The sequence below is a fragment of the Helicobacter jaachi genome (genome assembly GCF_000763135.2).
Lineage (GTDB): Bacteria > Campylobacterota > Campylobacteria > Campylobacterales > Helicobacteraceae > Helicobacter_C > Helicobacter_C jaachi.
The window spans coordinates 1-26,416 of record NZ_JRPR02000012.1 but is presented as its reverse complement, the minus strand read 5'-3'; the positions used below and the strand labels follow the sequence as shown (position 1 = coordinate 26,416).

The following is a 26,416-nucleotide window of genomic DNA, read 5'->3' as shown; positions in this document are numbered from 1 at the left end:
TGTCTTTTGCTCAAAAATGGTTTTGATTTTTTGGATAGTGCGCGCGTGTATTGGGCGATTTGAGAAAGCCACTTGACACAATGTGGAATTATAGAATCTGCAACAGCCCTCATGCGCTAACATACGCTAGATTCTATCGCTTCATGCTATAGCTAATGTTACGCGCTTAAAAATGTCAATAAAGCCAACGCCAAAGCCAGTGGGCAAAGTTATGATTTTTTGCTACAATCGCGCAATATTTTTGCACGCAGGAGCAACTCATGGACGCAAACACAGATTATAAACAAACCTTGATTTTGCCTCAAACAAGCTTTCCTATGAGAGCTAATCTCCCTCAAAATGAGCCGCACACTTATGCCAAATGGCGTAAAGAGCGGATTTATCATCGCTTAAAAAACGCACACAGCCAGAGTAAGCAAAGCTTTGTCCTGCATGATGGTCCCCCTTATGCCAATGGACATTTGCACATCGGGCATGCGCTTAATAAAATTCTTAAAGATATTATTGTCAAATATCATTATTTTAAAGGTGAAAATATCCGCTATACGCCCGGTTGGGACTGCCATGGACTACCCATTGAGCAGCAAGTAGAGCAAAAACTAGGCAAAGCAAAAAAAGATAGCCTTGATAAGACTAAATTACGCGAGCTATGCCGCGAACATGCGCGCAAATTTATTGACATTCAATCACAAGAGTTTCAGGATTTAGGCGTGTTTGGCGATTTTGAGAATCCATACAAAACTATGGATTTTGCTTTTGAAGCTCAAATCTACCGCCTGCTTATTGAACTTGTGAAAGCAGGTTTGCTCGCGCAGCGCTCTAAGCCTATTTATTGGAGCTGGGCATGCGAGACAGCTTTGGCAGATGCAGAAGTGGAGTATGAGGATAAGCAATCAGATTCTATCTTTGTGGCTTTTGCGCTTGAAAATGAATCGGCAAAAAAGCTTGGCATTACGCAAGGCAAAATCATCATTTGGACTACGACACCTTGGACGCTGCCGGCAAATGTAGCTATCGCGCTAAGCCCAAATGAAAGCTATGTGCTTACTACAAATGGCTACATCGTAGCTTCTGCGCTGTATGAAAAAGTGCGCGCAAATTTATTAGCAAATCTTGATATAGGCGAGATTGATAAACACTTTCAATCCACGCAGCTAGAAGGGCTTAAGGCGATTAATCCACTAAATAGCAGAGAATCGCTTATCATTTTAGGCGAGCATGTGAGTATGAACGATGGCACGGGTGCTGTGCATACCGCGCCCGGACATGGCGAAGATGACTACTATGTGGGACTTAAGTATGATTTGGCAGTGATTATGCCTGTTGATGATAGCGGTAATTTTAGCCCGCTTATAGAATCTATGCAGCTTGTGCCAAAGGAGTATGTGCATAAATTTGTAGGAAAGCACATTTTTGATACGCATAAGGATATTTTTGAGATTCTAGGCGATGCACTTTTGCAAAAAAGTGTGATTACGCATAGCTATCCGCATTGCTGGCGCTCGCATAAGCCCGTGATTTATCGCGCGACTACGCAGTGGTTTATCTTGCTTGATAAGCCTTTTTATGAAGGGCAAACCCTTAAAGAACTAGCACTAAGCGAGCTTCAAAAGGTAAGATTCTATCCTAGCAATGGCAGGAATAGAATCTCATCTATGATTGAAAATCGCCCTGATTGGTGCATCTCTCGCCAAAGGGATTGGGGCGTGCCTATCGCGTTTTTTGTGGATAAAAATACGGGTGAACCTCTGCTTGATATAGCCGTGCTAGAGCATATAGCAAGCCTGTTTGAGCAAAAAGGCTGTGATGTGTGGTGGAGTGAGGATATAGAGCAGCTTTTGCCCACAAGTTATAAGCATTTGGCTAATCAACTAAGCAAAAGCAAGCATATTCTTGATGTGTGGTTTGATAGCGGCAGCACTTGGAGCGCCGTGCTTGAAAACAAATACCGCTGCAAAGGCAATACCTACGATGCGGGCTATCACCCAGCAGATATGTATCTTGAGGGAAGTGACCAGCATAGAGGGTGGTTTCAAAGCTCACTTTTGCTCTCCTGTGCGGTAGCTAAAATTGCGCCTTATAAGCAGATTCTGACGCATGGCTTTACCTTTGACAGAGATGGCGAGAAAATGAGCAAAAGTAAGGGCAATGTCATTGCGCCAAGTATGATTATTAAAGTGCATGGAAGTGAGATTTTACGCTTGTGGGTGGCACTTAGCCATTATCAAAGCGACCAAAATATAAGTGAAGAGATTTTAAAGCAAGTAAGCGAGCAGTATCGTAAAATACGCAACACCATTCGCTTTTTGCTCGCTAATGCCCCGCACTCTCCGCAAGATAAAGTAGGCAAAGATGAGCTAGGGCAGATTGATAGGTGGATTTTAGCGCGCTGCGATGAGGTATTTGGCGAGGCGTATGCGTATTTTGGCGAATATGAGTTTGTTAAGGCATTTGGGGTGGTTATGAATTTCTTAACTAATGAGCTAAGCGGGATTTACTTAGATTTATGCAAGGACATATTGTATTGTGATAGCCTCCATTCCACGCGCCGAAAGGCTATCCAAAGCACAATGCTAATGCTTTTGCATAGGCTTTTGCATTTTATCGCACCTGTGCTTACCTATACGGCAAATGAAGCCTTTGAGCATGCAAGCACAGCGTTTAAGGGGGACTATAAAGATATTTTTGATATACCAAATATCACTTGCGCGCAACACTACAATCTTGCCTTAAGTGCGGATTTTGACTATCTTTTGGCGATAAGAGAGCAATTTACAGAATGCTTGGATAATCTAAAAAAGCAAAAGAAGCTCAAATCCTCGCTTGAAGTTACGCTCTATGCGCCAAAAGCCCTACCACTGCTTAAAGAATGGCTCATCATCTCGCAAGTGCGCGCAGATTCTATAAATACTACCATAGAGGAGCTGGCGCGCTTTAGCGTGAATGGCGAAGAGTTTATTATCACTCGTGCGCAAGAGGGACGATGTGAGCGGTGCTGGCAATTTGTGGTGCAAGATTCTAGTGCGCTATGTGAGCGGTGTGCGGGTGTTATAGAATCTCGCTAAAATTTAGATTCTATAATTTCCGCGCTGCTGCTTTTTATAAAAAGCCGCGCGGTCTTACAAATGTAAGCAAAGCTCACAGAGAGCGCAAATACAATATAAGGAGCAGAAATGGGCTTTGAAATAATGGGACTAAAGGTGTGGGATTTTACGCAGCCTTTTGGGTATTTTGAGGCATTTAGTGGTATTTTTGTAACGCTTCTATGCGCACTTGTGGCTTTTGGTCTGCTTAAAATGTTCCGCCCCAAAATATAGCCAATGTAGCCATATGAATAAAGCTTAAAAACACAAATGCGAGCAAAATGGCACAAACCTTGCTTAAGTATCTAAAATATAATGACAAAGGGCGATATATCTTAGGTTAAGGAGGTGTATTATGGCGCTTAGTCCCATTGGTAATGTAACTTATATCAATCAAAATTCGCAAGTTGGCTCTGTCCAGCATGCTAACAATATGCAAAAGCTTGATTTTAACCTAAATGCAAATATGCAAGAGTTTGTCGATAAAGTAGAAGCCGTGCAGGAGGTTTCTCCAACGCCTGAAATACAAGAAATTGAGCCTGATGACAAGCAAGAAAAAAGGCAAAATGCTAAAGACACTCACGCAGATAACCAAAAAGAAGTAGAGGAGGCTATTATCGAGGAGGATAGCTTAGCACAAGCGCCTAGCACGCATTTACTTGATATACGCGCTTAAAAACTTCAAGCTAGCGCGGTGCTTATAAAACATTTATAGAATCTGCACATTTGCCCACAAATCCCCCACCATGAAAGTTAAAAAATCTTTACCCATTGACTGCAAACATAACCAATTTTGCTATACTTTAAGCACATTTCACCCCAAAGGACACACATGAAAATCACCTATACTTTGACTGATGAGAGCCCAGCGTTAGCCACTTATTCTTTTTTGCCCATTGCAAAGGCATTTTTAAATCACGCACAAATTAAGGTTGAAACGAGCGACATTTCGCTTAGCTCACGCATTTTGGCGCAATTCCCAGAGTGTTTAGAATCTACACAAAAAGTAGCGGACGCCTTGAGCGAATTGGGTAAATTAGTAACACAGCCTAATGCAAATCTAATCAAAACGCCAAATATTTCTGCCTCCATTCCGCAGTTAAAAGCTGCAATTAAAGAGCTGCAAGATAAGGGCTATAAAATCCCAGACTACCCAGAAGATGCCACAAATGAGAAGCAAAAAGAAATAAAAGAAAAATATCAAAAAGTGCTAGGAAGTGCGGTAAATCCAGTCTTGCGCGCCGGCAATAGCGATAGACGCAGCACTAAGGCGGTGAAAAACTACGCACAAAAAAATCCTTATAAGGTAAAGGAGTTTAGCCCAGATTCTAAAAGCAGGGTTAGTTTTATGGGCAGTGGCGATTTTTTTGATAATGAAAAGGCTGTCCTAATTAGCGAAAATACGGAGGCAAAAATCGTGTTTGTGCCAGCAGATTCTATAGAATCTAATGGCAAAAATACCGCAGATTCTAAAGACCAAATCGTGCTAAAAAATAATCTCAAACTTGAAAAAGGCGAGATTTTGGACGCTACATTTATGGACTGCGGCGCGCTTTTTAGATTCTATGAGGAGCAAATTGAGGCGTGTCGCAAGAATGATACGCTTTTCTCCTTGCATTTGAAAGCCACGATGATGAAAGTTAGCGACCCTGTGATATTTGGATATGCGGTGAAAGCGTATTTTAAGGAGCTTTTTAGCGAGTTTAAGGACGAGTTTGAGAGGCTAAAAATTAATGCAAATAATGGTGTGAGCGAGCTTTTGGCTAGAATTGAATCTTCGCCATTAAAAGAGAAAATCTTAAAAAAATACCACGAGATTTTGAGTAAAAATGCGCCAATTTCTATGGTAGATTCTAGTAAAGGTGTTACAAATTTACACGTTCCTAGTGATGTGATAGTCGATGCGAGTATGCCTGCGATGCTGAAAAATGGCGCGAAGCTTTGGGATAAAGAGGGCAATGAGAAGGACACAAATGCGGTCATTCCGGACAAGACTTACGCGACAATTTATGAGGCTGTGCTAGAGGATTTGCGTAAATTTGGCACGTTGCACCCAGAGAAACTTGGCAGTGTGAGCAATGTGGGCTTAATGGCAAAAAAGGCGCAAGAATACGGCTCGCACGATAAAACTTTTATCGCACAAAGCGATGGCGAGTTTCGCATTTTAGATTCTAAGGGCGCGGTGCTGCTGGCTCACAGCGTGAAAAAGGGCGATATTTACCGCGCAAATGAGGCAAAGCCTGATGCGGTGGATAATTGGATAAATTTGGGCGTGGAGCGTGCGAAAATCACGGGTGAAATGGCGATATTTTGGCTAGATTCTAAGCGTGCGAGCAATAAAATTATGATTGATATTGTGGAAAAAAAGCTAGATTCTATGGGGCTTGATTCTGCGCTGCGTGAGCGTATTAAGATTATGTCACCAAAAGAGGCGTGCTTAGAGTCGCTGCGGCAAATCCGCGCTGGGAAAAATGTGATTTCCATTACTGGCAATGTGCTGCGCGATTATTTGACCGATTTATTCCCGATTTTAGAGCTTGGCACGAGCGCGAAAATGCTATCTGTCGTGCCGATGCTAAATGGCGGGGCGATGTTTGAGACTGGTGCGGGTGGGAGTGCGCCAAAGCAAGTCGAGCAGCTGGTGAGTGAAAATCACTTGCGGTGGGATAGTTTGGGCGAGTTTTTGGCGCTGCAGGCTAGCCTTGAGTTTTATGCGTTAAAGCAAGATTCTAAGAAAGCGCAGGTTTTGGCGGACGCGCTAGATAGGGCGATTGGGCAATGGCTTGATAATAATAAAGCGCCATCGCGTAAGGTGGGCGAAGATGATAACCGCACGAGCCATTTTTATTTGGCGATGTATTTTGCGGCGGCTTTGGCTGGGCAGAGCGAGGATAGCGATATAGCGGCGTTTTTTAAGCCAATTGCAGATACTTTAGAATCTAAGCAAGATTCTATACGCGCGGAGTTTAATGGCGCACAAGGGCATAAGGTCGATTTAGGCGGATATTATAAGTTTGATGATGCTAAAACAGAAGCCATCATGCGCCCAAGCGCAACATTTAATGCGATAGTTGAAAAGATTGCAAGGGGATAAAATTACAGAATCTAGATTCTATGAAAAGGTTGGAAAATGAGAGCATTATTGTTATTTATGGTGGTGATGTTTGTTTATGGACAAGATTTGGCGCAAAAAGATTCTATGAAAGATTCTGCAGCGCAAGGAGACTATGCGACGAAAATTGCGGATATTTTTTACGCGCTAAATTATAACCCAAAAAGGCCAAAGCAAAAGATTAATCATACGCAGGGCTTTTGTGCGTTAGGCACTTTCACGCCAAATAGCGAGGCGAGTAAGCGTTTTGACATTCCTATTTTGCGAGATAAAAATATTCCTGCTGAGGTGCGATATTCGCTAGGAGGGGCTATTAAAAGTGATAAAAGTAAGGGGCGTGGAATGGCGCTACGAATGCAGACTAACGCGGAATCTTGGAGCATGGTGCTGCTAAATACTGAGATTAATTTTGCGAAAAATCCGCAGGAATTTATCACATTTTTTGAGATGAGAATCCCGCAAAATGGGCGTGTGGATAGTGAAAAAATAAAAACTATTACGCAAAATACGCCTTCATTTAAAAACTTCGAGAAATATATGCAAGGCATAGGCATTACCCCAAGTGTCGCAAATACCGCATATCACAGCATTCATACATTTTATTTTAAAGAAAAAAATGGCAAAAATATCCCTGCGCGCATTACTTTTGAGCCGCTTTTAGGCACGAAATACGCTACGCAAAAAGAGCTAGATTCTATGAATGATAGTTTTTTAGAATCTGATTTTGCGCGCCATGTGGCGAATGCGCCCATAAAATACAATATGTATCTTATTTTGGCAAATAAGGGTGATAAGGTAGATGATACGACTGCGTTGTGGCAGGGGGCGCATAAACGCGCTCTTATTGGCACTTTGAGCGTGGCGCAAACTAGCGATGGCGCGTGTAATGATGAGATGTTTTTGCCAGCGGACATTCCGCAAGGTGTCAGTGCGCCAAGCGACCCGCTTTTTAGCGTGCGAAATGAAGTCTATGGCATCACTTTTGGCAGGCGTCAGTAAGCAAGGCACGCTAAAGCAGGCAAAATAGGTAAGTAAAGAGACTAAAACACGCTCCTAAAATGATGATAAGCAAACATTCCATTGAGGCACTCAAGCAAAGCATTGATATTGTTGATGTGATAAGCTCATACATTGAGCTAAGAAAATCTGGCGTCAATTACCTTGCATGCTGCCCTTTTCATAACGAAAAAACGCCAAGCTTTGTTGTCAATGGTGCTAAGGGCTTTTATCACTGCTATGGCTGCGGCGTGGGGGGTGATGCGATTAAATTTGTTATGGAATATGAGAAATTAAACTTTGTTGAGAGCGTGGAAAAAATCGCTAGCCTTTTGAATTTTAGCCTTGAGTATGAGAATAATGCCCCCAAAAAGGCAGATTCTATCGTGCTTGATGAGATGATGAGATTTTATCAAAAGCAGTTATTGCAGCATAAATCCTCCCTTGAATACCTAGCCTCGCGTCAAGTGGCAAATGCAAGCATAGAGAAATTTCGTCTAGGATACTGCGGAGCGAGCTTTGAGAGCATTAATTTTTTAAACGCTAAGGCATTAAATAAAAGCGAAGCACTAGAGTTTGGCATTATCGGCAGGGATAATGGGCGAGAATATGCGCGTTTTAGCGAAAGGATAATATTTCCCATTCATTCGCCTAATGGTAAGGTAGTAGGCTTTGGCGGGCGGACTATGAAAAATGCGCAGGCAAAATACATAAACTCCCCCCAAAGCAAAATTTTTAATAAATCAAAGCTACTTTATGGCTACTATATTGCCAAAGAAGCCATTTATAAGCAAAAAAAAATCATTGTGTGTGAGGGCTATCTCGATGTGATAATGCTACATCAAGCGGGCTTTGACTACGCTGTGGCTACGCTTGGCACGGCTTTGACTAAGGAGCATATCCCGCTTTTGCGCAAGGGTGAGCCAAAAATTATCCTAAGCTATGATGGCGATAAAGCTGGGATAAATGCCGCTTTTAAGGCTGCTAAAATCCTTATAGAATCTGGCTGCGATGGTGGTGTGGTGATTTTTGAAAATGGAGCAGACCCAGCGGATATGGTAGCCAACAAACAAGTGCAGGAGCTAAGCGATAAGTTTGCGCAGCCTGTGGCGTTTGTCGAGTTTGTCTTGCAGCATATAGCCCAAAAATACGAACTTAATAATCCCACAGAAAAAGAGCGAGCGCTTATGGAATCTACGCAGTTTCTCCATACTTTAAGCCCCATTTTGCAAGAAGAGTATAAGCCAATTTTGTCGCGCCTGCTTTCCTTGCCCACAAGGCTCATTCACACGAAGCCAAGATACGAACAAAATGCGCCTTTTAGCACACACTCGCAGGATTTTTCAGAATCTGTGCTTATTAAGACATTCCTTGAAAATCCAGCCTTTATTGACTTTGCCATTGAATATATTGACATATCACTTTTTGATTACAAAAAAGAGGAGTTTGCCCTGCTTATGCAAAAGCACTATGATGAGCCAAAACTACTTGCCATAGTGCTTAATGAACGCATAAAACCCCTTTGTGATTTAAATGCGCTAAAAGAGCATTTGCGATTATTTATCGCGAATGCTTATACGCGCTTGCTCCCACAAGTGCCTTATTTTAGCGATATAAGCCTGCAAGATAAGGGAGCGATGATAAAAGAGATAAAAACAAAAATCTTACAACTCAAAAAAGGAGAATTACTGCCCTATGTTAGCCCTAGCACTTTTTAGCGGAGGCTGCGATAGCCTCATTTCTATGAAATTACTCAAAGAACAAGGCATTGATGTCATCGCGCTGCATTTTAATATAGGCTTTGGCGGGAATAAAGATAAACTTACTTATTTTCAAAACGCCACAGCGCAAATTGATGTGCCACTCCAAATTTTAGATATAAGAGAGCAGTTTTTTAATGATGTGCTATTTAAGCCAAAATATGGCTATGGCAAATACTTTAATCCCTGCATTGACTGCCATGCTAATATGTTTGCCAATGCGTTTGCGTATTTGCTAGAGGTGGGCGCGGATTTTGTCATTAGCGGAGAGGTGCTAGGACAGCGCCCCAAATCACAGCGCAAAGAGGCTCTAGACCAAGTAAGGAAGCTTGTGCGCCACATTGGTGAGGAGAGTAAGTTTGATGCCATTCTAAGCCGCGATGGAAGCGATAAAACTAAGCCAAAAACACTTGATGAGCTGCTTTTACGCCCAATGAGCGCCAAACTCTTAGAGCCAAGTTTCCCTGAAAGAATGGGCTGGGTGGATAGAGATAAGCTCCTTGATGTAAGTGGGCGCGGACGCACAAGGCAGCTTGAAATGATTAAACATTATGGGTTTAAATATTATGAAAAACCCGGCGGAGGCTGCCTGCTCACGCAAGATTCTATCGCGGCAAAGATTAAGGATTTAAGCGCGCATCGCCAAATGCATGTAGCTGATATAGAAATGATAAAAGTAGGGCGCTATCTGGTGCTAGAAAATGGCGCGAGGTGCGTGATTGCACGCAATGAGGAGGAGGGCGCAAAATTAAAAAAACCAAATCCGTCTATGGAAATTATCACGCTGCTTGATTGCGTGGGTCCAACAGGCATTATAGAATCTAGCGCCTCGCAAGCGGATAAAATGCTAGCAGGGCGCATTGCTTTAAGCTATGCTAAAACGCAAGAAGATAAGCACTATCAAGTGCAAATTGGTGAGCATATACACTCACTTTTACCGCTCACGCGAGAGAAAGCACAAAGCTATTTGCTCTTGCTGCAATAATACAAAGCGCAAAGTTTGCTTTTAACATTTTGCACTTATAATACTTTTTCACTTTGCTTCAAAGGATATCTATGCCCTCCAATACACCCAACAAACGCACTCAAAATCCGCATAATACAGAATCTAGCGCGCCACTAACGCCCGCACCTGATGTTAAAGTGCTAGATTCTAAAGCGAGCAAGGCTTTTCTTATTTTCCTCCTTGCGTTTATGTCAAGTATCGCGCCACTCTCCACAGATATGTATCTGCCTGCATTGCCAAATGTGAGCAAGAGCTTTGCGGTGAGTGATTTTTATACGCAGCTCTCTTTGGCAAGTTTTTTTATCGCCTTTGCCTTTGGGCAGCTTATTTATGGACCGCTTAGCGATGTCTTTGGGCGCAAAAAACCTTTATGCGTAGGGCTTGTGCTATTTATTGGTGCGAGTGTGGGCTGTGTGCTGGTAGATTCTATATATGTATTTATTGCGCTACGATTTCTTGAAGCGCTTGGAGGCTGCGCGGGCATAGTAATAGCGCGCGCGATTGTTAATGATAAATTTCCCCTCAAAGAAGCCGCTAGCGTATTTGCGCTTATGATGGTAGTCTCTTCACTAGCGCCCATGCTCGCACCAAGTCTAGGCTCTATGCTGCTAAGATTTTTTGAATGGCATAGCATTTTTTTAAGCCTATTTCTTATGGGCATTGTGCTATTTGTGCTTATTCTTGTAGGATTTAGAGAATCTGCACCCGCCCATAGTGCGCCCTTTTCACAGAAAGAAACGCTAGCAAATTATAAATTAATTTTGTGTGATAAGGTGTTTATGGGCTTTGTGCTAGCAGGTGCATTTGCGATGAGTGCGATGTTTGCATATATCACTGGCTCATCATTTTTGTTTATGCAAGTGTTTTTGCTCGATACGACCACTTATAGCATTGTGTTTGCGATAAATGCGCTAGGGCTTATGCTCTGCTCGATGATTAATGCCAAAATTGTTTTTACATACTCTCCGCTTGTGGTGCTTAAATGGGCATTTGTAGCAATGTCGTGCTTTGTAGTTTTACTGCTTGGGGCTGGCTTTTTAGGGCATTTTCTTATCTTTGAAATCGCGCTTTTTGCCACGCTTTCTTCACTTGGCTTTTTGCTGCCAAACTTAACCACTCTTGCTATGGCACGCTTTAAAGCACACTCTGGCACGGCTTCAGCAGTGCTTGGCACAACACAATTTGCACTAGCTGGGATTATATCCTTTCTTGTTGGCGCATTGGAGGCAAATACGCCCTTTATGCTTGCCTGCCTTATGGCTATTGTAGTATGGCTAGGGAGCGCGCTATTTTTTAGCACTCAAACGCGCCAAAAGGGCAATATGTAAAAGTTTATAGAATCTAGCATATATAAGTTTAGTTATAAAGACTAAAGTTTATTTATAAATTTACTATAAAGTATTGACTTATTTAACAAAAAAATATAAAATAATCGCACTTCAAAAATTAAGTGCTAAATTTTTGATTAATTTTATTTATGAGAAGGAGTAAATATGAAATTTAGACCTTTAGGGCAAAGAATCCTTATCGAACGTGTTGAGGAGGATACAAAGACAAGTTCGGGCATCATTATCCCTGATAATGCAAAAGAAAAGCCTCTTGTTGGCGTAGTCAAAGCAGTAAGTGCAAAAATCAAAGATGACAAGATTCTAAAAGAAAATGACAAAGTCGTTTTTGGCAAATATAAAGGCGCGGAAATCAAGCTAGATTCTAAAGAATACATCGTTTTAGAGCTAGATGATGTTTTGGGCGTTCTTGAAAAATAATTTAAACATTTCATTTAAGGAGTAACACATGGCAAGTAAAGAAATCCATTTCTCAGATTCTGCAAGAAATAAACTATATGAGGGCATTAAGCAATTAAGCGATGCGGTAAAGGTAACAATGGGTCCAAAAGGGCGCAATGTGTTGATACAAAAAAGCTATGGCGCACCAGCAATCACAAAAGATGGCGTGTCTGTGGCAAAAGAAATCGAGCTCGCTGACCCTATTGCAAATATGGGCGCGCAGCTTGTAAAAGAAGTGGCAAGCAAGACTGCTGATGCAGCAGGCGATGGCACAACCACAGCAACTGTGCTTGCATACAGCATTTATAAAGAGGGCTTGCGAAACATCACAGCAGGAGCAAATCCTATCGAAGTAAAGCGCGGTATGGATAAAGCAAGTGCTGCTATCATCGATGAGCTTAAAAAGGCGAGCAAAAAAATAGGTGGCAAAAGCGATATCGCGCAAGTGGCGACTATTTCTGCAAATTCTGATGAGAATATTGGCGCACTTATCGCCGAAGCTATGGAAAAAGTAGGCAAAGATGGCGTAATCACAGTCGAAGAAGCAAAGGGCATTAATGATGAGCTAAGTGTGGTTGAGGGTATGCAATTTGATAGAGGCTATCTCTCTGCATATTTTGTAACCAACACAGACAAAATGACTGCACAGCTTGAAAATGCCTATGTGCTTTTAACAGATAAGAAAATTTCAAATATGAAAGAAATTTTGCCACTTTTAGAAGCAACTATGCAAAGTGGAAAACCGCTTTTAATTATCGCTGAAGATATTGAGGGTGAGGCTTTGACTACTTTGGTGGTGAATAAATTGCGCGGTGTGCTTAATGTCTCTGCGGTAAAAGCTCCGGGCTTTGGCGATAGACGCAAGGCAATGCTACAAGATATTGCCATTTTAACAGGTGGGCAAGTCATAAGCGAGGAGCTTGGTAAAACGCTAGAAGCGGCTACGCTTGCTGATTTAGGTAGCGCTGCTCGTATCGTAATTGATAAAGACAACACTACTATTGTCGATGGCAAGGGCAAAGCAAAAGATGTAAAAGATAGAATCGCACAAATTAAAACTGAAATCGAAAACACCACAAGCGATTATGATAGAGAAAAACTCCAAGAAAGACTGGCTAAGCTTAGCGGTGGTGTGGCTGTCATTAAGGTTGGCGCGGCAAGTGAAGTAGAAATGAAAGAGAAAAAAGATAGAGTAGATGACGCGCTAAGCGCTACAAAGGCCGCTGTTGATGAAGGCATTGTGATTGGCGGCGGCTCGGCTCTTATTCGCGCAGCTCAAAAAGTAAAACTCAAACTTGATGGCGATGAGGCGATTGGCTATGACATTATTAAGCGCGCCATTAAAGCTCCTTTGGCGCAAATTGCCACAAATGCGGGCTATGACGCAGGCGTGGTGGTCAATGAAGTAGAAAAAAATAGCAAAGATGGCTTTGGCTTTAATGCTACAACAGGCGAGTATGTGGATATGTTTAAAGAGGGCATTATAGACCCACTTAAAGTTACGCGTGTGGCGCTACAAAATGCGGTATCAGTATCTAGCCTACTTCTCACTACAGAGGCTACTATTAATGAAATTAAAGAAGATAAGCCAGCTCCTGCAATGCCAGATATGGGCGGTATGGGTGGCATGGGCGGTATGATGTAAGCCCACCAAACTGCTTTTCCTCTCCACCCTCAAAAGAGGGGGAGGGCTTCTCTAAAAACTTCATTTTTTAACGCATTTAGAATCTACCCCCCAACAAAATACAGAATCTAGCCTCTATCCGCTGCAACAATATATCAAATAAACAAATAAATCTGCAAGCGCACTTACAGCGCTTTAAGCATATCTTCAAAGCTTTGCTTAAAGGCTTGTAGTCCATCTTTTAGTAGCGCCTCTGCCACCTCATCGCGGTTTATATTATACTTAGCTAGCTCCTCCCAAAATGCTGCGCGAGCATGTGGGCTTATGGGCGATTTTTGCGCCTTGTCTGTGCTTGTTTGATAAGCTCTAATGGCTTCAAGTGGCGCTGTATTCACACTATGAGGCAAAATAAGTTTATCAATATAGTAACTTTGTGCCAAAGGCTTGCCATCACTCCCTTTTGCACCTTCTTTCACGCCTGTAGAGGCAAAAAGCGTGCGAATGCAAGGCATCTTATAATGTTCAATGACTTCATAGCACTCCTGCGCGTTTATGATACCCATTTGTGCGCGCAAATGCTCCGCCACCAAATTATCTACCGCCCTATCAAAGCGCGAAACAAACACACTAATAACCCCCTGCACAGAATCTGCCTCACTCCTAAACTTCCCTTTTTGCATACCTTTCTGCAGCGCATCTACACACATTTTAGCCTGCTGTGGCGTAAAAATCAAAGTTGCATTGACATGAATGCCCTCTCGCACAAGCGCGCTCATCACCTCATAGCCAGCACTAGTTGCTGGGACCTTTATCATCACATTTGGCATATTGATATGCTTATAGAGCCTTACTCCCTCATCTACGCTTAAACCCACATCATCGCACAAAAATGGGTCAATCTCAAGGCTCACAAAGCCATTTGCGCTATTTTGCTCCCACAAAGGTTTTAGAATCTGCGCCGCTCTGTGAATATCAGCCATAGCCAAATGCTCATATATTTCCTTTGGCTTTTTGCCCGCTAGTGCTGTGATAGATGCCCTGTATGCGGGCGTTTGCAAACTTTTAGCAAAAATAGCAGGATTGCTAGTTGCTCCATTCACAATGCGCAAATCTATTAAATTCTTAAACTCATTTTCCAAAAAATCCTTGTGGATAAAATCACACCATATACTAAAGGACATTTTCCCTCCTTGAGACACTTTTAAACGCATTGCAGCCCTTGCAGCGTTTATATTGCTATAAAAATAAAATGGCAATATTACAGCAAAAAACTAGAGGATAATCTTATGCGATATAAATTAATGATGTGCGGCTTTAGCGCGGTATGTGAGGATATGCAAGAAGTGCAGGAGCGCCTAAGGGTTATCCCTGTGGAGCGTGCAGAGCTTGAAAGCTCTTTGTGCTATGTATTTGATATGCACACAGCAGAGCAATATAATATCCTTCCAACGCCCAAAGGCTGGGTGATAGAGGGCTATAACCCCACACAAAACAATAATTCTTAACAAAAGTTAATTTTAAAACCTCACTTTTGGGATAAGATACACACGCCTTTATAGAATCTAGCTCTAGATTCTATAAATTAAAAACGCATAAGCGCAGGCAAAGGCGATGGCAACATATCGACAACAACACATAAGGGAAGAAAAATGCAAATCAAAGATTTTATGACCAATGACCATAGGGCGTGCGATGAGGAGTTTAGCAAGATTGAAGAGCTTGTGAGCGAGGGCGAGTTTGAGAGTGCAAAAAATGCCTTTGAGGTATTTAAAGCCCATACTTTAAAGCATTTTAATCAAGAAGAAAATCTCCTTTTTATCGAATTTATTAATGCCACAGGCATGAGCGGAGGACCTGTGGAAGTGATGACTTATGAGCATAATCAAATGCGAGGCTTGCTTGCGCAGCTTGAAGCGGCTTTGGAGGCTAAAGATAGCGAGGCATTTTTTGGCACGAGCGAAGCGATGATGATAATGCTCCAGCAGCACAATATGAAAGAAGAGCAAATGCTCTATAATATGATACAAATGCACTTAGGCGCGCAAAATGATGAGCTAGTGAGCAAGCTAGCGGCGATGTAGATTCTATGCGCACTTAAAGGCGCATAGAAGCCAAAAACTTACAGAGGAAAGCCTTGAAAATCTTAGAGTATGATGTATCGCATTTGGAGCACCCGCGCCCGCTTGAGATTATGAGCGAGGCGCTTTTGTATGCGCATAGTGGCGATATTTTGCTTATGAAGCATTATAGAGAGCCGCTTTTGCTCTATGATGTGATTAAGGCTCAAGCGCTTACTTATGTCGTTAATCCGCTAGATTCTAAAACAAACCCGCAGCCACTCTATAGAATCTACATTGCTAAAGAGAGTATTTTAAAGCCATTTGTAGCCTATTTGCAAGCTCACACGGCAAATGCGATGCAAGAAAGCGCGCAAAATACTACACAAAACATCACAAATACCGCACACAAAGGCGCACATAACCCCACGCGCCAAGACTTTCAAATATTTAAAGACATGCCATGTATCAAGGTATCTCTTTAACGCAAGCTCCGCCCTTTGGCGTGGTGATTAGCTTCTTTTTAAATGCCTTTGGCTTTTTATGCCTTGCTGGGATTATGTGCGGCATTTTGGCATTTACAGATAATGTATCTGCGCTGCCCGCATTTGTGCATATTTTCACAATTGGCATATTTTTAAGCGTAATGTTTGGCGCGCTATGCCAAATGCTCCCCGTGCTTGCTGGCGTTCGCATAAAAGGCGTGCAGATAGTCTCTTGTGTGAGTATTTGCACGCTTGATATAGGCTTATGCGCGCTTATAGGCGCGTTTTTGGGATTTGGTGCGATATATTTTATAATCGCAATGATAGGCTTAAATTTAGGCATTTTTGGCTTTATTTTAAGCGTAATGTGTAGCCTTTTTGGCATTAAGCACTTCACACCAACGATTTATTATATGCTTGCCGCGCTTGGTTGCTTATGTGCTGTTAGCGTGCTTGGCGCTATTATGCTTGGCGCATATGCGGGGCTGTGGAGTGTGGAGGATTATATAAGTATGCGGCAAATGCATTTTGTGCTAGGAGGCTTTGGGTGGATATTTTTGCTTATCGTGGGCGTGTGCTTGCAGGTGCTGCCGATGTTTTATGTCGCACAAAACTTTTCAAAAAGCCTCTATGCCTTTATCCTACCCTTAATGCTTTGCGTAGCAGTATTTGCGCTAGTGCTAGGGCAACATAGCGCGCTATTTGCTAGCCTTAGCCTTGTGAGCTTGTATTTTGGCATAAACGCGATATTTAGGCTTAAAAATAGAAAGCGAAAAATTAAAGATAGCTCCATGCCGCTGTGGTTTCTAGGCTTTTGGCTGCTTATAGTGCTAGGCGCGTGGCTTATGGTGCAAGCGATTATAGAATCTAGCCTCTTAGATTCTATAATGCCTAAAAATTTTGCGCTCATAAGCCTTTTTGCGTATGGTAATGGCGTGCTTTTTGGCGGGTTTTGCCTGTGTATTATAAGCGCGATGATATTTAAGATAGTGCCGTTTTTAGCGTGGTTTCACCTGATTTTTAAATCCATTGCAAATGTGCCTAATATGCGCGATTTTGTCCCTGCAAGATACATAAAAGCCTTGAGCATTCTGCTTATTTTCACACTTTTTAATCTCGCGTGTTTAGCGTATAAAATGTGGTTTATATGCTGGATTTTGGCTGGGATTGGGCTTTGTGGTATGGGGAGTTTGGGATTTTGGCTTATTTTGCGATGTTTTATAAGCTACAAGCGCATTTTAAAGCGCTCTAGCCCTATTGAAGCAGGGCTAAATACTCTTGCAGCGGCAAATGCTCCGTATTCGCGCTAAAAACGCCATAACTCTCTAGCACCTCGCAGCCCATATAAGCAAATGAACTCGTAATAGGGCTAAGGAGGCTCTCAAGGCTATATCCATGATGCCCATCATAACTCTCTTTATTGCCGCCTAGCGTGGTGATGATTTGAAATTTTTTGCCCTGCAGCATTTTAGCATTTGCGCCATAGAGAATTTTACTCAAAACCCTATCTTGCCACTCTTTCATAATGCTTGGCGTGCTAAACCAAAAAAGCGGAAATTGAAAGATGATTTTATCTGCTTTTTCAAGCAGTTTTAGCTCAGATTCTATATCGATTTTGGCATTTTCATAAGTGGTGCTAAGATTGTGAATGACTACATTTTGAAGTGTGCTAGCCTGCTGCAACAAAGCCTTATTGACCTTAGAATCTGCCCAAAATGTATGAGAAAAAATAATAAGTGTGTGCATATTTGCTCCTTTCATAATATCGCGCTCAAATGCGACAACGCTTGTATTTTAGCCCCCACACTTTAACCGCACGCCAACTACACGCTAAAATAAACCGCCAAAGCCGTGACAACAAACCCCACGCCCATTACGCCAAAAGCCGATGCGCGCTTGCCCTTACAAAAGGAAGTGATAATAAGTCCTGAAAGATAAAAAATAACAAGCGAAATGCCAAAGCTAATGGCAATAAAATCAAAATATGAGAATTTAAAGCCGCCGATTTCATGCTTTGTGCCACCGCTTTTGTGCATAAGCATAAGCACGCCATACAAATTACGCTCCGTAGTGCGCAAAATAGGCTTATCATTCTTGTCCTTAGCGATATTTACGCCGTATTTGATATTCCCCATTGTGAGACCCCCGCGCCCCATACGCACTTGTGTATCGCTTGGGATTTTAAGGTTATTCTCCTCTAAAATTTTTAGTATAAACGCCTGCTCCTCACCCTTTGGCGGTTGAGAATCTAGAGGGATTTCATGGATTATCGCGCCTGAATTTTGCCGTATTTCAAAAATATACAACACCCCAGTAACTGCGTAAATAAGCGCAGCCGGCGTGAAAAATAGGCTTAAATAAAGATGCACTTGCATCCAAAATTTGCGGTGAAGTTTCATGGGTATCCTTTATCCTTGTTTTGGGAATTTGTGGCTTATAAAAAGAGCGATTATTACAATTTTAATAAAATATTGTGAGATAAGTGTGAAATACCCGCTAGATTCTATAAACTACAGAATCTAGCCTTATTTTTGCGCCTACCAGTCTGCGCGGAAGCTTATCCAGTAGCTGCGGCTTGGCAGCCATCTTTGGTAGTTATTTGTATAACCAGCGTTAGCAACCCCTTGCTGGTTAGCGTGAATTACATAATCAAAGAAATCCACATCAAAGAGATTATTTACCGCTAGAGTGAGCGAATACTGCTTGCTTAGCTTATAGGTAGCGGCTATATCCACTAACTGATAGTCTTTGTAGTATTTGCCTATGATGTTTCGCGTGCCTGTGGTGGAATTCGTGGGCGAAGTTGGCGTTTTATACTTTCCACTCCAGCGGATATACATACTAAAGTCTTTATAGGCATAGCGCGGCGTGATAGTAAAGTTATGGCGCGGGATATTGCTCACAGGCTCGCCAACCGTGTAAGCACTCGCTGCATTTTGTGCTTCTAGCACTTCTGTATGCGTAAATCCATAGCTGCTATCAAGGCTAAAGCCATAAATGGGCTTAACTTTTAGCCCAACTTCAGCACCCGTCATATAGGACTTAGCCACATTGTGGTAAAAATTACAGCTTACAGCTCCCACTACATCGCACGCCCCTTGCCCTTGCCCTAAGCTATAAGTGGCAATTTGGTCTCTAAAATCTGTGTAATATCCAGTCAAAATAAACATTGCAGATTCTGTATCGATAATACCGCTTAGCTCGTAATTCCAGCTTTTTTCAGGCTGCAAATCTTTATTCCCAAAGGTTGCCACGGTTCCCGCATTTGAAGTATTTAGCGTGTAGCCATCATAGAGATTGCTCATTTGTGGCACAAGCACACCGCTTGCGATACCTGCCTTAAATGTGAGCCAATCAGTGGGATTAAAATTTACATAAAATCGTGGGTTTGGTGTAGCATTAAAAATATCACTATAATTGTAGCGCAAACCTAGCGTAGTGCTAAAATACTCATTCACAAGATATTCGCCCTCCGCAAAGGCGGCTACTTGATTCATATGCTTATTTGAGCGATTGGCGGGATTTGTATTATAGGCTATGAGCTGCTCCCACATATAATACAAGCCGCCATTAAAAAGGATATTGCCTGCATTACCTAAGCCTATATCTTTAAAATAATTAGTCTGCACAATCACATCTTTATTGTCTTTCCCATTGCCCTTATTACCCCAATTCACAGTCGTGCCGTGCGTGCCACCTATTGGCACATTCGCATGAGGTCCCCAAAAAGTTTGTGAATACTGCACAAAGCTAGTGAGTTTCCCCCAGTCATAATCTGCCTCATGGCTTAGCACATTATTGAGTTTATAAAAATCACGCACAGCAGTAATTTGATTGCCGGAGGTATTAAGACTACCCGTGCGCGCGAAATACACTTCAGAATCTAGATAGATATAATTATTCTTATTTGGCGTAAAATTAAGCCGCCCACCTGCATTCCAGTTGGTAAAGCCAGTAGCACTCCAAGTAGCATAAGGGTTATTTCTTGCCGCAGCGTTAGTAAGAGTTAGCCCAGCAGGCTTTAAAAAGCCATTTTGGTCGCCATATTTGTAACCCCCGCGTAGATTTAAAGAGAGCATATCTTTAATAAGTGGGATATTTACATAGCCATTTACACCATATTGATTGCCAAACTCACTATGCTCGGGCAAGCGCGTATCTAGCTGCATACCTGCATCAAAGGTATTACTATGCTTTTTAGTAATAATATTTATCACCCCACCCATTGCGTCACTTCCATAAATCACTGACGCAGGTCCGCGTATCACCTCCACGCGCTCAATCATACTAGCAGGAGGCATAAAGCCAGAAAATGTCCCTGCCCAGCCATTTGCATCAAAACCCTGCGCGACATTTTGGCGTTTGCCATCAATAAGAATAAGCGTATATTCCGTGCCAAGCCCGCGCATTTTGATTTCATTACCGCCAACTTTTGTAGCCTCTGTATAAACGCCCGGCACATCTTGCACAATATCGCCAATATCACGCACAGGGCGCGTCATAATCTCCTCTTTTTCAATAACTGAAATACTCGCTGGCGCATTTTTAATATCCTGCTCATAGCCTGTGGCGCTCACCACCGAGCGACCAAGATTTACCTTTTTTACTTCTTTAGAATCTTGAGTAGGACTTTCAGTTATGCCCCCCCCCCCCTGCAACATTGCGCGCGCTTGTATCTGCCACGTCGGCATATACATTCGCTCCAAGCAATGCGCAAGCTAATACGATACTTCGTTTCATCACAGCAATCCTTTGTATAAATTTCGCAAACTATTCTTATTATTTAAGAATTCGCGTGGGTAAATTTATAGTGGTATTTGACTTAAATTATTGTTAAATGGGGAGCATTGCTGCTTGTATAATGTTTAGAATCTACCCACTCCACTTGCAAAATCCTTTACACTTTGCTAACAATTCACAGAATCTACACAGATTCTGTGAATTGTTTCTTACATCATACTGTGCATAAAATCTTTAGCGCGACAAAGTATGCATTCCAAAATTCGAAAAACCAAAATTTTTACATACACATAAAAGTGCTTAAACTTTACTAAAACATCAACAAGCTACAATACGCCATTTATTTTGCAAAGGGCGGATATTATGGCAAAAAAACTTCACACTTTTATGGGAGATACTCCCGCTCAAGCCTTAAAAAAGGCTCAAGACACCTTTGGTAGCGATATTTTGCTAGTAGAAAATAAAGAAATTCGTAAAAAGTCTCTCACGCAGCCGGGCTTGTATGAGATTGTCATCGCTATAGAGGATTCTCAAATCCCAGAATCTAAGGCAGAAGCAGCCCCAGCTCCACAGAAAAAAGCTCCATTGCCCAAAAATAGCGTGCAGAAAAAGCTTGATGAAATTGCCGAAAAGAAAATGGCAAAAAAGCGTGAAACAGGAGCAAAGCCAAAGATTTATGATGAGGTAACCCTCCAGCTCTCCGATGCGGTTAAGCAGATTTCACAAATTGCTAATGTGCCAAGCAATATGCCAGAAAATCCAAAGATTAGCTCTTCTGCGCACCCCTACCCACAAGCCACTCCAAAGCCTGCTGTAAAAGCCCCCATTGATGAGCGCGCTGATGATAGGATAAAGGATTTAGCCCAAACACGCATAGCCCAAAATATCAATGAAAAAATGGAGCTTAAAGAGATTAAGGGCGAGCTTGATGAGCTTAATGACAAACTAAAAATTATTCAAAATATGCTTTGGGAGGAGAAAAGCCCTAAGAGTGAGGGCTTGAACATTCCTCAAGAATTTGCTGAAATTTATAGAATCGCTAAAAGCAGCGGTATGAACAAAGAGCATTTAGATAGCATTATGCAGCTCTCTTTAGAACTTATGCCGCTTAAAATGCGCTCAAACTCAACTACTATCAAGCGCTATTTCCGCGAAGTGCTGCGAAAGATGATTTACTGCCGCACAGAGAATCTACAAAACAATACTAAAAAAATTATGATGCTAGTGGGTCCAACAGGCGTAGGCAAAACAACTACGCTCGCCAAACTTGCCGCGCGATATTCTTTAATGCTTAATCAGCGCTATCGTGTGGGCGTGATTACCCTTGATACTTATCGTCTGGCGGCAGTAGACCAGCTTATGGCGTATGCGCGTATGATGAAGCTTAGTATCGATACCGTGGTGGAGCCAGAGGAGTTTGGGAAGGCTATAGATTCTCTAAAACATTGCGATTATATTTTGATTGACACAGCGGGGCATTCTCAATACGATAGAGGCAAATTACAGAATCTAAAATCCTACCTTAATAGCGATTATAAAATCGATATAAGCCTCGTGCTAGCAGTGAATGCCAAATATGAAGATTTGCGCGATACTTACAATGCTTTTAGTGAATTAGATATTGATACGCTTATTTTTAGCAAGCTTGATGAAAGCCGCAATTTTGGCAATATCTTTTCGCTCGTGTATGAGACCAAAAAGCCAATTAGCTATCTTTCAATCGGGCAAGGCGTGCCAAATGATTTGATTTTGGCGGGGAATGACTATTTGGTGGATTGCCTGCTTGATGGATTTAAACGCCCAGAATCTAAATAAGGGGTAGATATGATACAAAATCAAGCCCACGAGCTGCAGTCGCTTATGCAGAGCCAAGATAAGCGTAATTTTAGCCAAACCAAATTTGTAGCCATCACTTCAGGCAAGGGGGGAGTGGGCAAATCAAGCATTAGCGCTAATCTTGCATACTGCTTATGGAAGCTAAAAAAGCGCGTGGCTGTCTTTGATGCGGATATTGGGCTGGCTAATCTTGATTTAATCTTTGGTGTGAAAACTAAAAAAAATATTTTGCACGCACTGCGCGGGGAGGCGAGCTTCCAAGAGATTATTTATCCTATTGAAGATGGATTATATCTTATACCCGGCGATAATGGTGAGGAGATTTTAAAGTATGCTAATAGTGGCGTATTTGAGCGATTTTTGCAAGAGAGTGATATTTTAAATACCATTGATTATATGATTATTGACACGGGTGCGGGCATTGGCGGCATTACGCAGAGTTTTTTAAATGCGAGCGATATGCTTGTGGTAGTAACCATGCCAGACCCTTCAGCCCTCACAGATGCATATGCGACCATTAAGCTTAATGCCAAAGTGCGCAAAGATATTTTTATGATTTTAAATATGGTAAAAAATGCTAGAGAATCTGAAGTGGTGTTTGAACGTGTAGTAAATCTTGCCAAAAAAAATATTCCCGAGCTTAATCTTTGTCTTTTGGGCTTTATTGAGCAAAGTCAAGCCGTAGCAAAGGCTGTGCGCTCACGAGAACTTTTTGTAAAAGCCGAGCCATTCACTGCTGCGAGTGGGCAGATTGGACATATCGCCAAACAGCTTGTTGCAAAAATGGAACAAAATATGCTTAGCCTACCCCAAAAGCAAGGTTTTGCCGACTTTTTGCGGAAAGTGCTGGGCTATATTTAGGCTTAAAATCACAAGGTATGGACAATGAAACCAGATAATTATATGAGTTTTAGCGTTGTAGCAGGATTTTTCGTTGGACTTGCGTTTGCTATTAGCAAGTTTGATGAGCCTGAATTTATGGTGCTATGGACTATTATTACTACGATGGGCGTGTATCTCATCGTGGCGGTTTGTGTATCGCTATACTTTTGGTTTTTAGATTTTGAACGTTCAAAATTGAAAAAAAGCAAGCTTGAAAATAACCTTGAATACTATCGCCTCGAGTTTGATAAACGCGAAAAAGAATCTGCTAAGATTAGAAACTTTATTAAAAGTATAGAATCTGATGATGAAGAATTAGCCGCGCAGCAGAATGCGCAAAATACAAACGGGAGGCAAATTTGAAAAGCATAAAACAAAATAATGGCTACAACCAAACGCTTAAATACGCTCAAGATGAGCTAGCCCTGCAGTATCTCCCTGCTGTGAAGGCTATGGCGTTTCGGCTTAAAGAGCGTTTGCCCAGCTCCATTGAAATGGCAGATTTGGTCTCCATTGGCACAGAGGAGCTTATCAAGCTTGCAAGGCGATATGATAGTAGTTTGAATGATTCTTTTTGGGGTTTTGCTAAAACACGCGTAAATGGAGCTATGCTCGATTATTTACGCAGCCTTGATGTGCTATCGCGCGCTAATCGCAAGCTTGTTAAGAGCATTGATTATGAAGTTTCAAAGTATTTTAATAATTATCAAGAGGAGCCAAGCGATGAGTATTTAGCGCAGATTCTCAAAGAAGATGTGACAAAAATTAGAGAAGCGCGAGTAGCATCAGATGTATATGCACTCGTGCCAATTGATGAGCAATATAATGCCCTAAGCGGGGAAAATATCCTTGAAGATGTGCAAAAAGAGGAGCTTATGGAGATTATCCACAAGGTGCTTAAAAAATTAAGCAAAAGAGAGCAGATGATAATCCAGCTCTATTTCTTTGAGGAGCTTAATCTCAAGGAAATTAGCGAGATTTTGGACATTACAGAATCTCGCATTTCTCAAATCACAAAAGAGGTTATTAAAAAAATTCGACAAGCATTGGGAGATATAAATGGCTGATATACTAAGTCAAGAAGAAATTGACGCCCTACTAGAGGTTGTCGATGATGATGGCGATACCGCGGAGATAGAAAAACAGGACATTACGCACCAAAAGCAAGTTACGCTCTATGACTTTAAGCGCCCAAACCGCGTGAGTAAAGAGCAATTGCGCGCGTTTAAATCAATCCATGATAAAATGGCGCGTAGCCTCTCCTCGCAGGTTTCAGCCGTTATGCGCTCTATTGTGGAAATTCAGCTTCATAGTGTTGACCAAATGACTTATGGGGAATTTTTGATGAGTTTGCCCTCTCCTACGAGCTTTAATATATTTTCGATGAAGCCACTTGAGGGTGCAGCGATTTTGGAGATTAACCCAAGCATTGCATTTCCTATGATTGATAGACTTTTGGGTGGGAAGGGCGACCCTTACGAAAATTCACGGGAGTTTAGCGATATTGAGCTTAATTTGCTTGATACGCTTTTGCGCCAAATTATGCAAAACCTCAAAGAGGCGTGGAGTTCTATAACAGAGATTTTTCCTACCGTTGATGCTAAAGAATCTAGCCCAAATGTTGTGCAAATCGTGGCACAAAATGAAATTGTTATAATGGTGGTAATGGAGATTATCATCGGGCATAGTAGCGGTATGATGAGTATTTGCTATCCTGTTATTTCGCTTGAAACCGTGCTATCAAGGCTTGCTAGTCGGGATTTAATGCTAAGTGATACCAGCTCCAAAAAGTCTCGCAATAAAGAATTGCAAGCCCTCATCGCAGGGGCAAATGTGATTGTATCAGGCTATTTAGGCAGTGCTACACTTACCCTTAAAGAAGTGCTAGACTTGCAAGTAGGTGATATAGTGCGACTTGATAGGGCTGCTGATGATACGATACTTGTCTCCGTTGATGGGCGCGAAAAATATGTCGCAAGCATTGGGCTGCAGCGCTACCGCAAGACTTTGCAAATTAAAGAAGTGATTAAAACAGAAAAAGACCAAGTCAAAGAAGTGCTTGAAATGCTTGAAGCACAGCGCAAAAATAGAATTGCAAATATCGCAGAGGAGGGAGAATGAAAGCCTTTATAGACTTAATTGTCGCAGAAGCAACCGCCACCATTGAGGGTTTGCTAGGCAAAACGCCCAATATCACACACACAAGCGATAGTAATGTAAGTGTTGAGCATCTCCCTGTGCCTTACGCTATTGGCTACATTCAAGCAAGCGGAGATGGCAGCGGCGAGCTTGCTATCATTATCCCTGCGCAAATGGGAAGTGCGCTAGCTGATATGATGCTAGGCGGCGAGGGAGAAGCAAAAAATGAGATGAGCGAAGATGATTTAGATGCGATAAAGGAGATTAGTTCAAATATTTTTGGGGCTATCTCCACTTCGCTCAATGCGCAAAAGGAGCTGCCAAAGCTTAATTTCACCTGCACAAGTATGGAATTTATCAAGGAGAATATGGATTTATCGCGCTTTGATAAGGCATATATTTTTAATTTCTCTCTAGATTCTATCCATTCTAATTTTACAATTCTAGCAAATGCTGGACTTGTGGGGTTATTTGAGGGAGGAGCGACTTCACAGGCTGCGCATACAGAATCTGCTCCCGCGCAGGCTGCTGCACCCACGCTCACAGCTACAGAATATAAAAACATTAATATGATTTTAGATGTGCGCCTTAATGTGAAAGTGCGCATTGGACAAAAAAGAATGCTGCTTAAAGATGTGATTGCTATGGATATTGGTAGCGTTATTGAGCTTAATCAACTAGCCAACGACCCGCTAGAAATACTTGTAGATGATAAGGTAATAGCAAAGGGCGAAGTGGTGATTGTCGATGGAAACTTTGGGATACAAATCACAGACATCGGCACTAAACGCGATAGACTAGAGCAACTAAGAGGCTAAATGCTCTTCAACTCCCATATATTCTTATTTTGTTTCTTGCCTATTGTGTGGTGTATGTTTTATGTGATTAAGTCTTGTGCTTTTAGTTATG

Annotated in this window: 23 protein-coding genes and 1 pseudogene; 20 read left to right on the top strand and 4 right to left on the bottom strand. The window is 42.0% G+C overall.

The features are described from left to right. Positions 1-260 precede the first annotated feature (260 nt). The 10 genes and pseudogenes from ileS to groL all read left to right on the top strand — a co-directional run bounded on the left by ileS (position 261) and on the right by groL (position 13,389). Positions 261-3,065, top strand: coding sequence for an isoleucine--tRNA ligase (gene ileS / locus LS71_RS08810; RefSeq protein ID WP_034355741.1), 2,805 nt, complete (start codon positions 261-263; stop codon positions 3,063-3,065). Between the two features lie 108 nt (positions 3,066-3,173). Further along, positions 3,174-3,317, top strand: coding sequence for a hypothetical protein (locus LS71_RS09500; RefSeq protein WP_194145689.1), 144 nt, complete (start codon positions 3,174-3,176; stop codon positions 3,315-3,317). 121 nt (positions 3,318-3,438) lie between these two features. Further along, the gene (locus tag LS71_RS08805; protein WP_034355747.1) at positions 3,439-3,759 is read left to right on the top strand and encodes a hypothetical protein; all 321 of its coding nucleotides are present in this window, start codon (positions 3,439-3,441) and stop codon (positions 3,757-3,759) included. A 156-nt stretch (positions 3,760-3,915) separates the two neighbouring features. Next, a complete protein-coding gene (locus tag LS71_RS08800) occupies positions 3,916-6,177 on the top strand; it encodes an NADP-dependent isocitrate dehydrogenase (RefSeq protein ID WP_034355750.1) in 2,262 nt (753 codons plus the stop codon). 36 nt (positions 6,178-6,213) lie between these two features. Further along, entirely contained in the window at positions 6,214-7,194 is a 981-nt protein-coding gene (locus LS71_RS08795) for a catalase (RefSeq protein ID WP_034355752.1), read from the top strand. A gap of 62 nt (positions 7,195-7,256) precedes the next feature. Then, the gene (gene dnaG, locus LS71_RS08790) at positions 7,257-8,909 is read left to right on the top strand and encodes a DNA primase (RefSeq protein WP_034355755.1); all 1,653 of its coding nucleotides are present in this window, start codon (positions 7,257-7,259) and stop codon (positions 8,907-8,909) included. Beyond that, positions 8,887-9,936 carry a 7-cyano-7-deazaguanine synthase gene (locus LS71_RS08785; protein ID WP_081946280.1) on the top strand — a complete coding sequence of 350 codons (1,050 nt, stop codon included), beginning with the start codon at positions 8,887-8,889 and terminating at the stop codon, positions 9,934-9,936. Before dnaG ends, LS71_RS08785 begins: the two co-directional genes overlap by 23 nt. 71 nt (positions 9,937-10,007) lie before the next feature. Further along, a complete protein-coding gene (locus LS71_RS08780; protein WP_081946281.1) occupies positions 10,008-11,285 on the top strand; it encodes a multidrug effflux MFS transporter in 1,278 nt (425 codons plus the stop codon). A gap of 165 nt (positions 11,286-11,450) precedes the next feature. Further along, positions 11,451-11,714: pseudogene (groES, locus tag LS71_RS08775) on the top strand (co-chaperone GroES); the annotation flags it as partial. Positions 11,715-11,751: 37 nt separating this feature from the next. After that, positions 11,752-13,389: a chaperonin GroEL gene (groL, locus tag LS71_RS08770; protein ID WP_034355761.1), complete on the top strand. Its 1,638-nt coding sequence runs from the start codon at positions 11,752-11,754 to the stop codon at positions 13,387-13,389. Between the two features lie 164 nt (positions 13,390-13,553). Here the strand turns inward: groL and LS71_RS08765 are convergent, their stop codons facing one another. Then, positions 13,554-14,549 (bottom strand): transaldolase, encoded by a 996-nt coding sequence (locus tag LS71_RS08765; protein ID WP_034355764.1) that lies wholly within the window; start codon positions 14,547-14,549, stop codon positions 13,554-13,556. Between the two features lie 105 nt (positions 14,550-14,654). Between LS71_RS08765 and LS71_RS08760 the strand changes: the two genes are divergently transcribed. From LS71_RS08760 to LS71_RS08745, 4 genes are all read left to right on the top strand, one after another. After that, positions 14,655-14,873, top strand: coding sequence for a hypothetical protein (locus LS71_RS08760; RefSeq protein WP_034355766.1), 219 nt, complete (start codon positions 14,655-14,657; stop codon positions 14,871-14,873). Positions 14,874-15,017: 144 nt separating this feature from the next. Next, on the top strand, positions 15,018-15,449 hold the full coding sequence (locus LS71_RS08755) for a hemerythrin domain-containing protein (RefSeq protein WP_034355769.1): 432 nt from the start codon (positions 15,018-15,020) through the stop codon (positions 15,447-15,449). Between the two features lie 53 nt (positions 15,450-15,502). After that, entirely contained in the window at positions 15,503-15,910 is a 408-nt protein-coding gene (locus LS71_RS08750) for a hypothetical protein (protein ID WP_034355772.1), read from the top strand. Then, entirely contained in the window at positions 15,889-17,220 is a 1,332-nt protein-coding gene (locus LS71_RS08745; RefSeq protein WP_034355774.1) for a hypothetical protein, read from the top strand. Before LS71_RS08750 ends, LS71_RS08745 begins: the two co-directional genes overlap by 22 nt. Here LS71_RS08745 and LS71_RS08740 read toward each other — a convergent pair. The 3 genes from LS71_RS08740 to LS71_RS08730 form a co-directional block, all read right to left on the bottom strand. After that, complete coding sequence (locus LS71_RS08740) at positions 17,165-17,656, bottom strand: NAD(P)H-dependent oxidoreductase (RefSeq protein WP_034355776.1); 492 nt, start codon at positions 17,654-17,656, stop codon at positions 17,165-17,167. The two genes, LS71_RS08745 and LS71_RS08740, sit on opposite strands and share 56 nt — an antisense overlap. A 77-nt stretch (positions 17,657-17,733) precedes the next feature. Further along, entirely contained in the window at positions 17,734-18,309 is a 576-nt protein-coding gene (locus LS71_RS08735) for a hypothetical protein (RefSeq protein WP_034355779.1), read from the bottom strand. A gap of 138 nt (positions 18,310-18,447) precedes the next feature. Next, complete coding sequence (locus LS71_RS08730; RefSeq protein ID WP_138109917.1) at positions 18,448-20,571, bottom strand: TonB-dependent receptor domain-containing protein; 2,124 nt, start codon at positions 20,569-20,571, stop codon at positions 18,448-18,450. Positions 20,572-21,013: 442 nt separating this feature from the next. Here LS71_RS08730 and flhF point away from each other — a divergent pair, with 442 nt between their 5' ends. The 6 genes from flhF to fliY are packed head-to-tail and all read left to right on the top strand — an operon-like array spanning position 21,014 to position 26,325. Continuing rightward, positions 21,014-22,465: a flagellar biosynthesis GTPase FlhF gene (flhF, locus tag LS71_RS08725; protein WP_034356851.1), complete on the top strand. Its 1,452-nt coding sequence runs from the start codon at positions 21,014-21,016 to the stop codon at positions 22,463-22,465. Positions 22,466-22,474: 9 nt separating this feature from the next. Further along, positions 22,475-23,347, top strand: coding sequence for a MinD/ParA family protein (locus tag LS71_RS08720; RefSeq protein WP_034356855.1), 873 nt, complete (start codon positions 22,475-22,477; stop codon positions 23,345-23,347). Between the two features lie 24 nt (positions 23,348-23,371). Next, positions 23,372-23,731, top strand: coding sequence for a hypothetical protein (locus LS71_RS08715; RefSeq protein ID WP_034356858.1), 360 nt, complete (start codon positions 23,372-23,374; stop codon positions 23,729-23,731). Further along, on the top strand, positions 23,728-24,435 hold the full coding sequence (locus LS71_RS08710; RefSeq protein WP_034356861.1) for an RNA polymerase sigma factor FliA: 708 nt from the start codon (positions 23,728-23,730) through the stop codon (positions 24,433-24,435). Before LS71_RS08715 ends, LS71_RS08710 begins: the two co-directional genes overlap by 4 nt. Further along, positions 24,428-25,489 carry a flagellar motor switch protein FliM gene (fliM, locus tag LS71_RS08705; protein ID WP_034356864.1) on the top strand — a complete coding sequence of 354 codons (1,062 nt, stop codon included), beginning with the start codon at positions 24,428-24,430 and terminating at the stop codon, positions 25,487-25,489. Before LS71_RS08710 ends, fliM begins: the two co-directional genes overlap by 8 nt. After that, entirely contained in the window at positions 25,486-26,325 is an 840-nt protein-coding gene (gene fliY, locus LS71_RS08700) for a flagellar motor switch protein FliY (RefSeq protein WP_034356867.1), read from the top strand. The genes fliM and fliY overlap by 4 nt, the downstream gene beginning before the upstream one ends. The last annotated feature ends 91 nt before the right edge of the window (positions 26,326-26,416 follow it).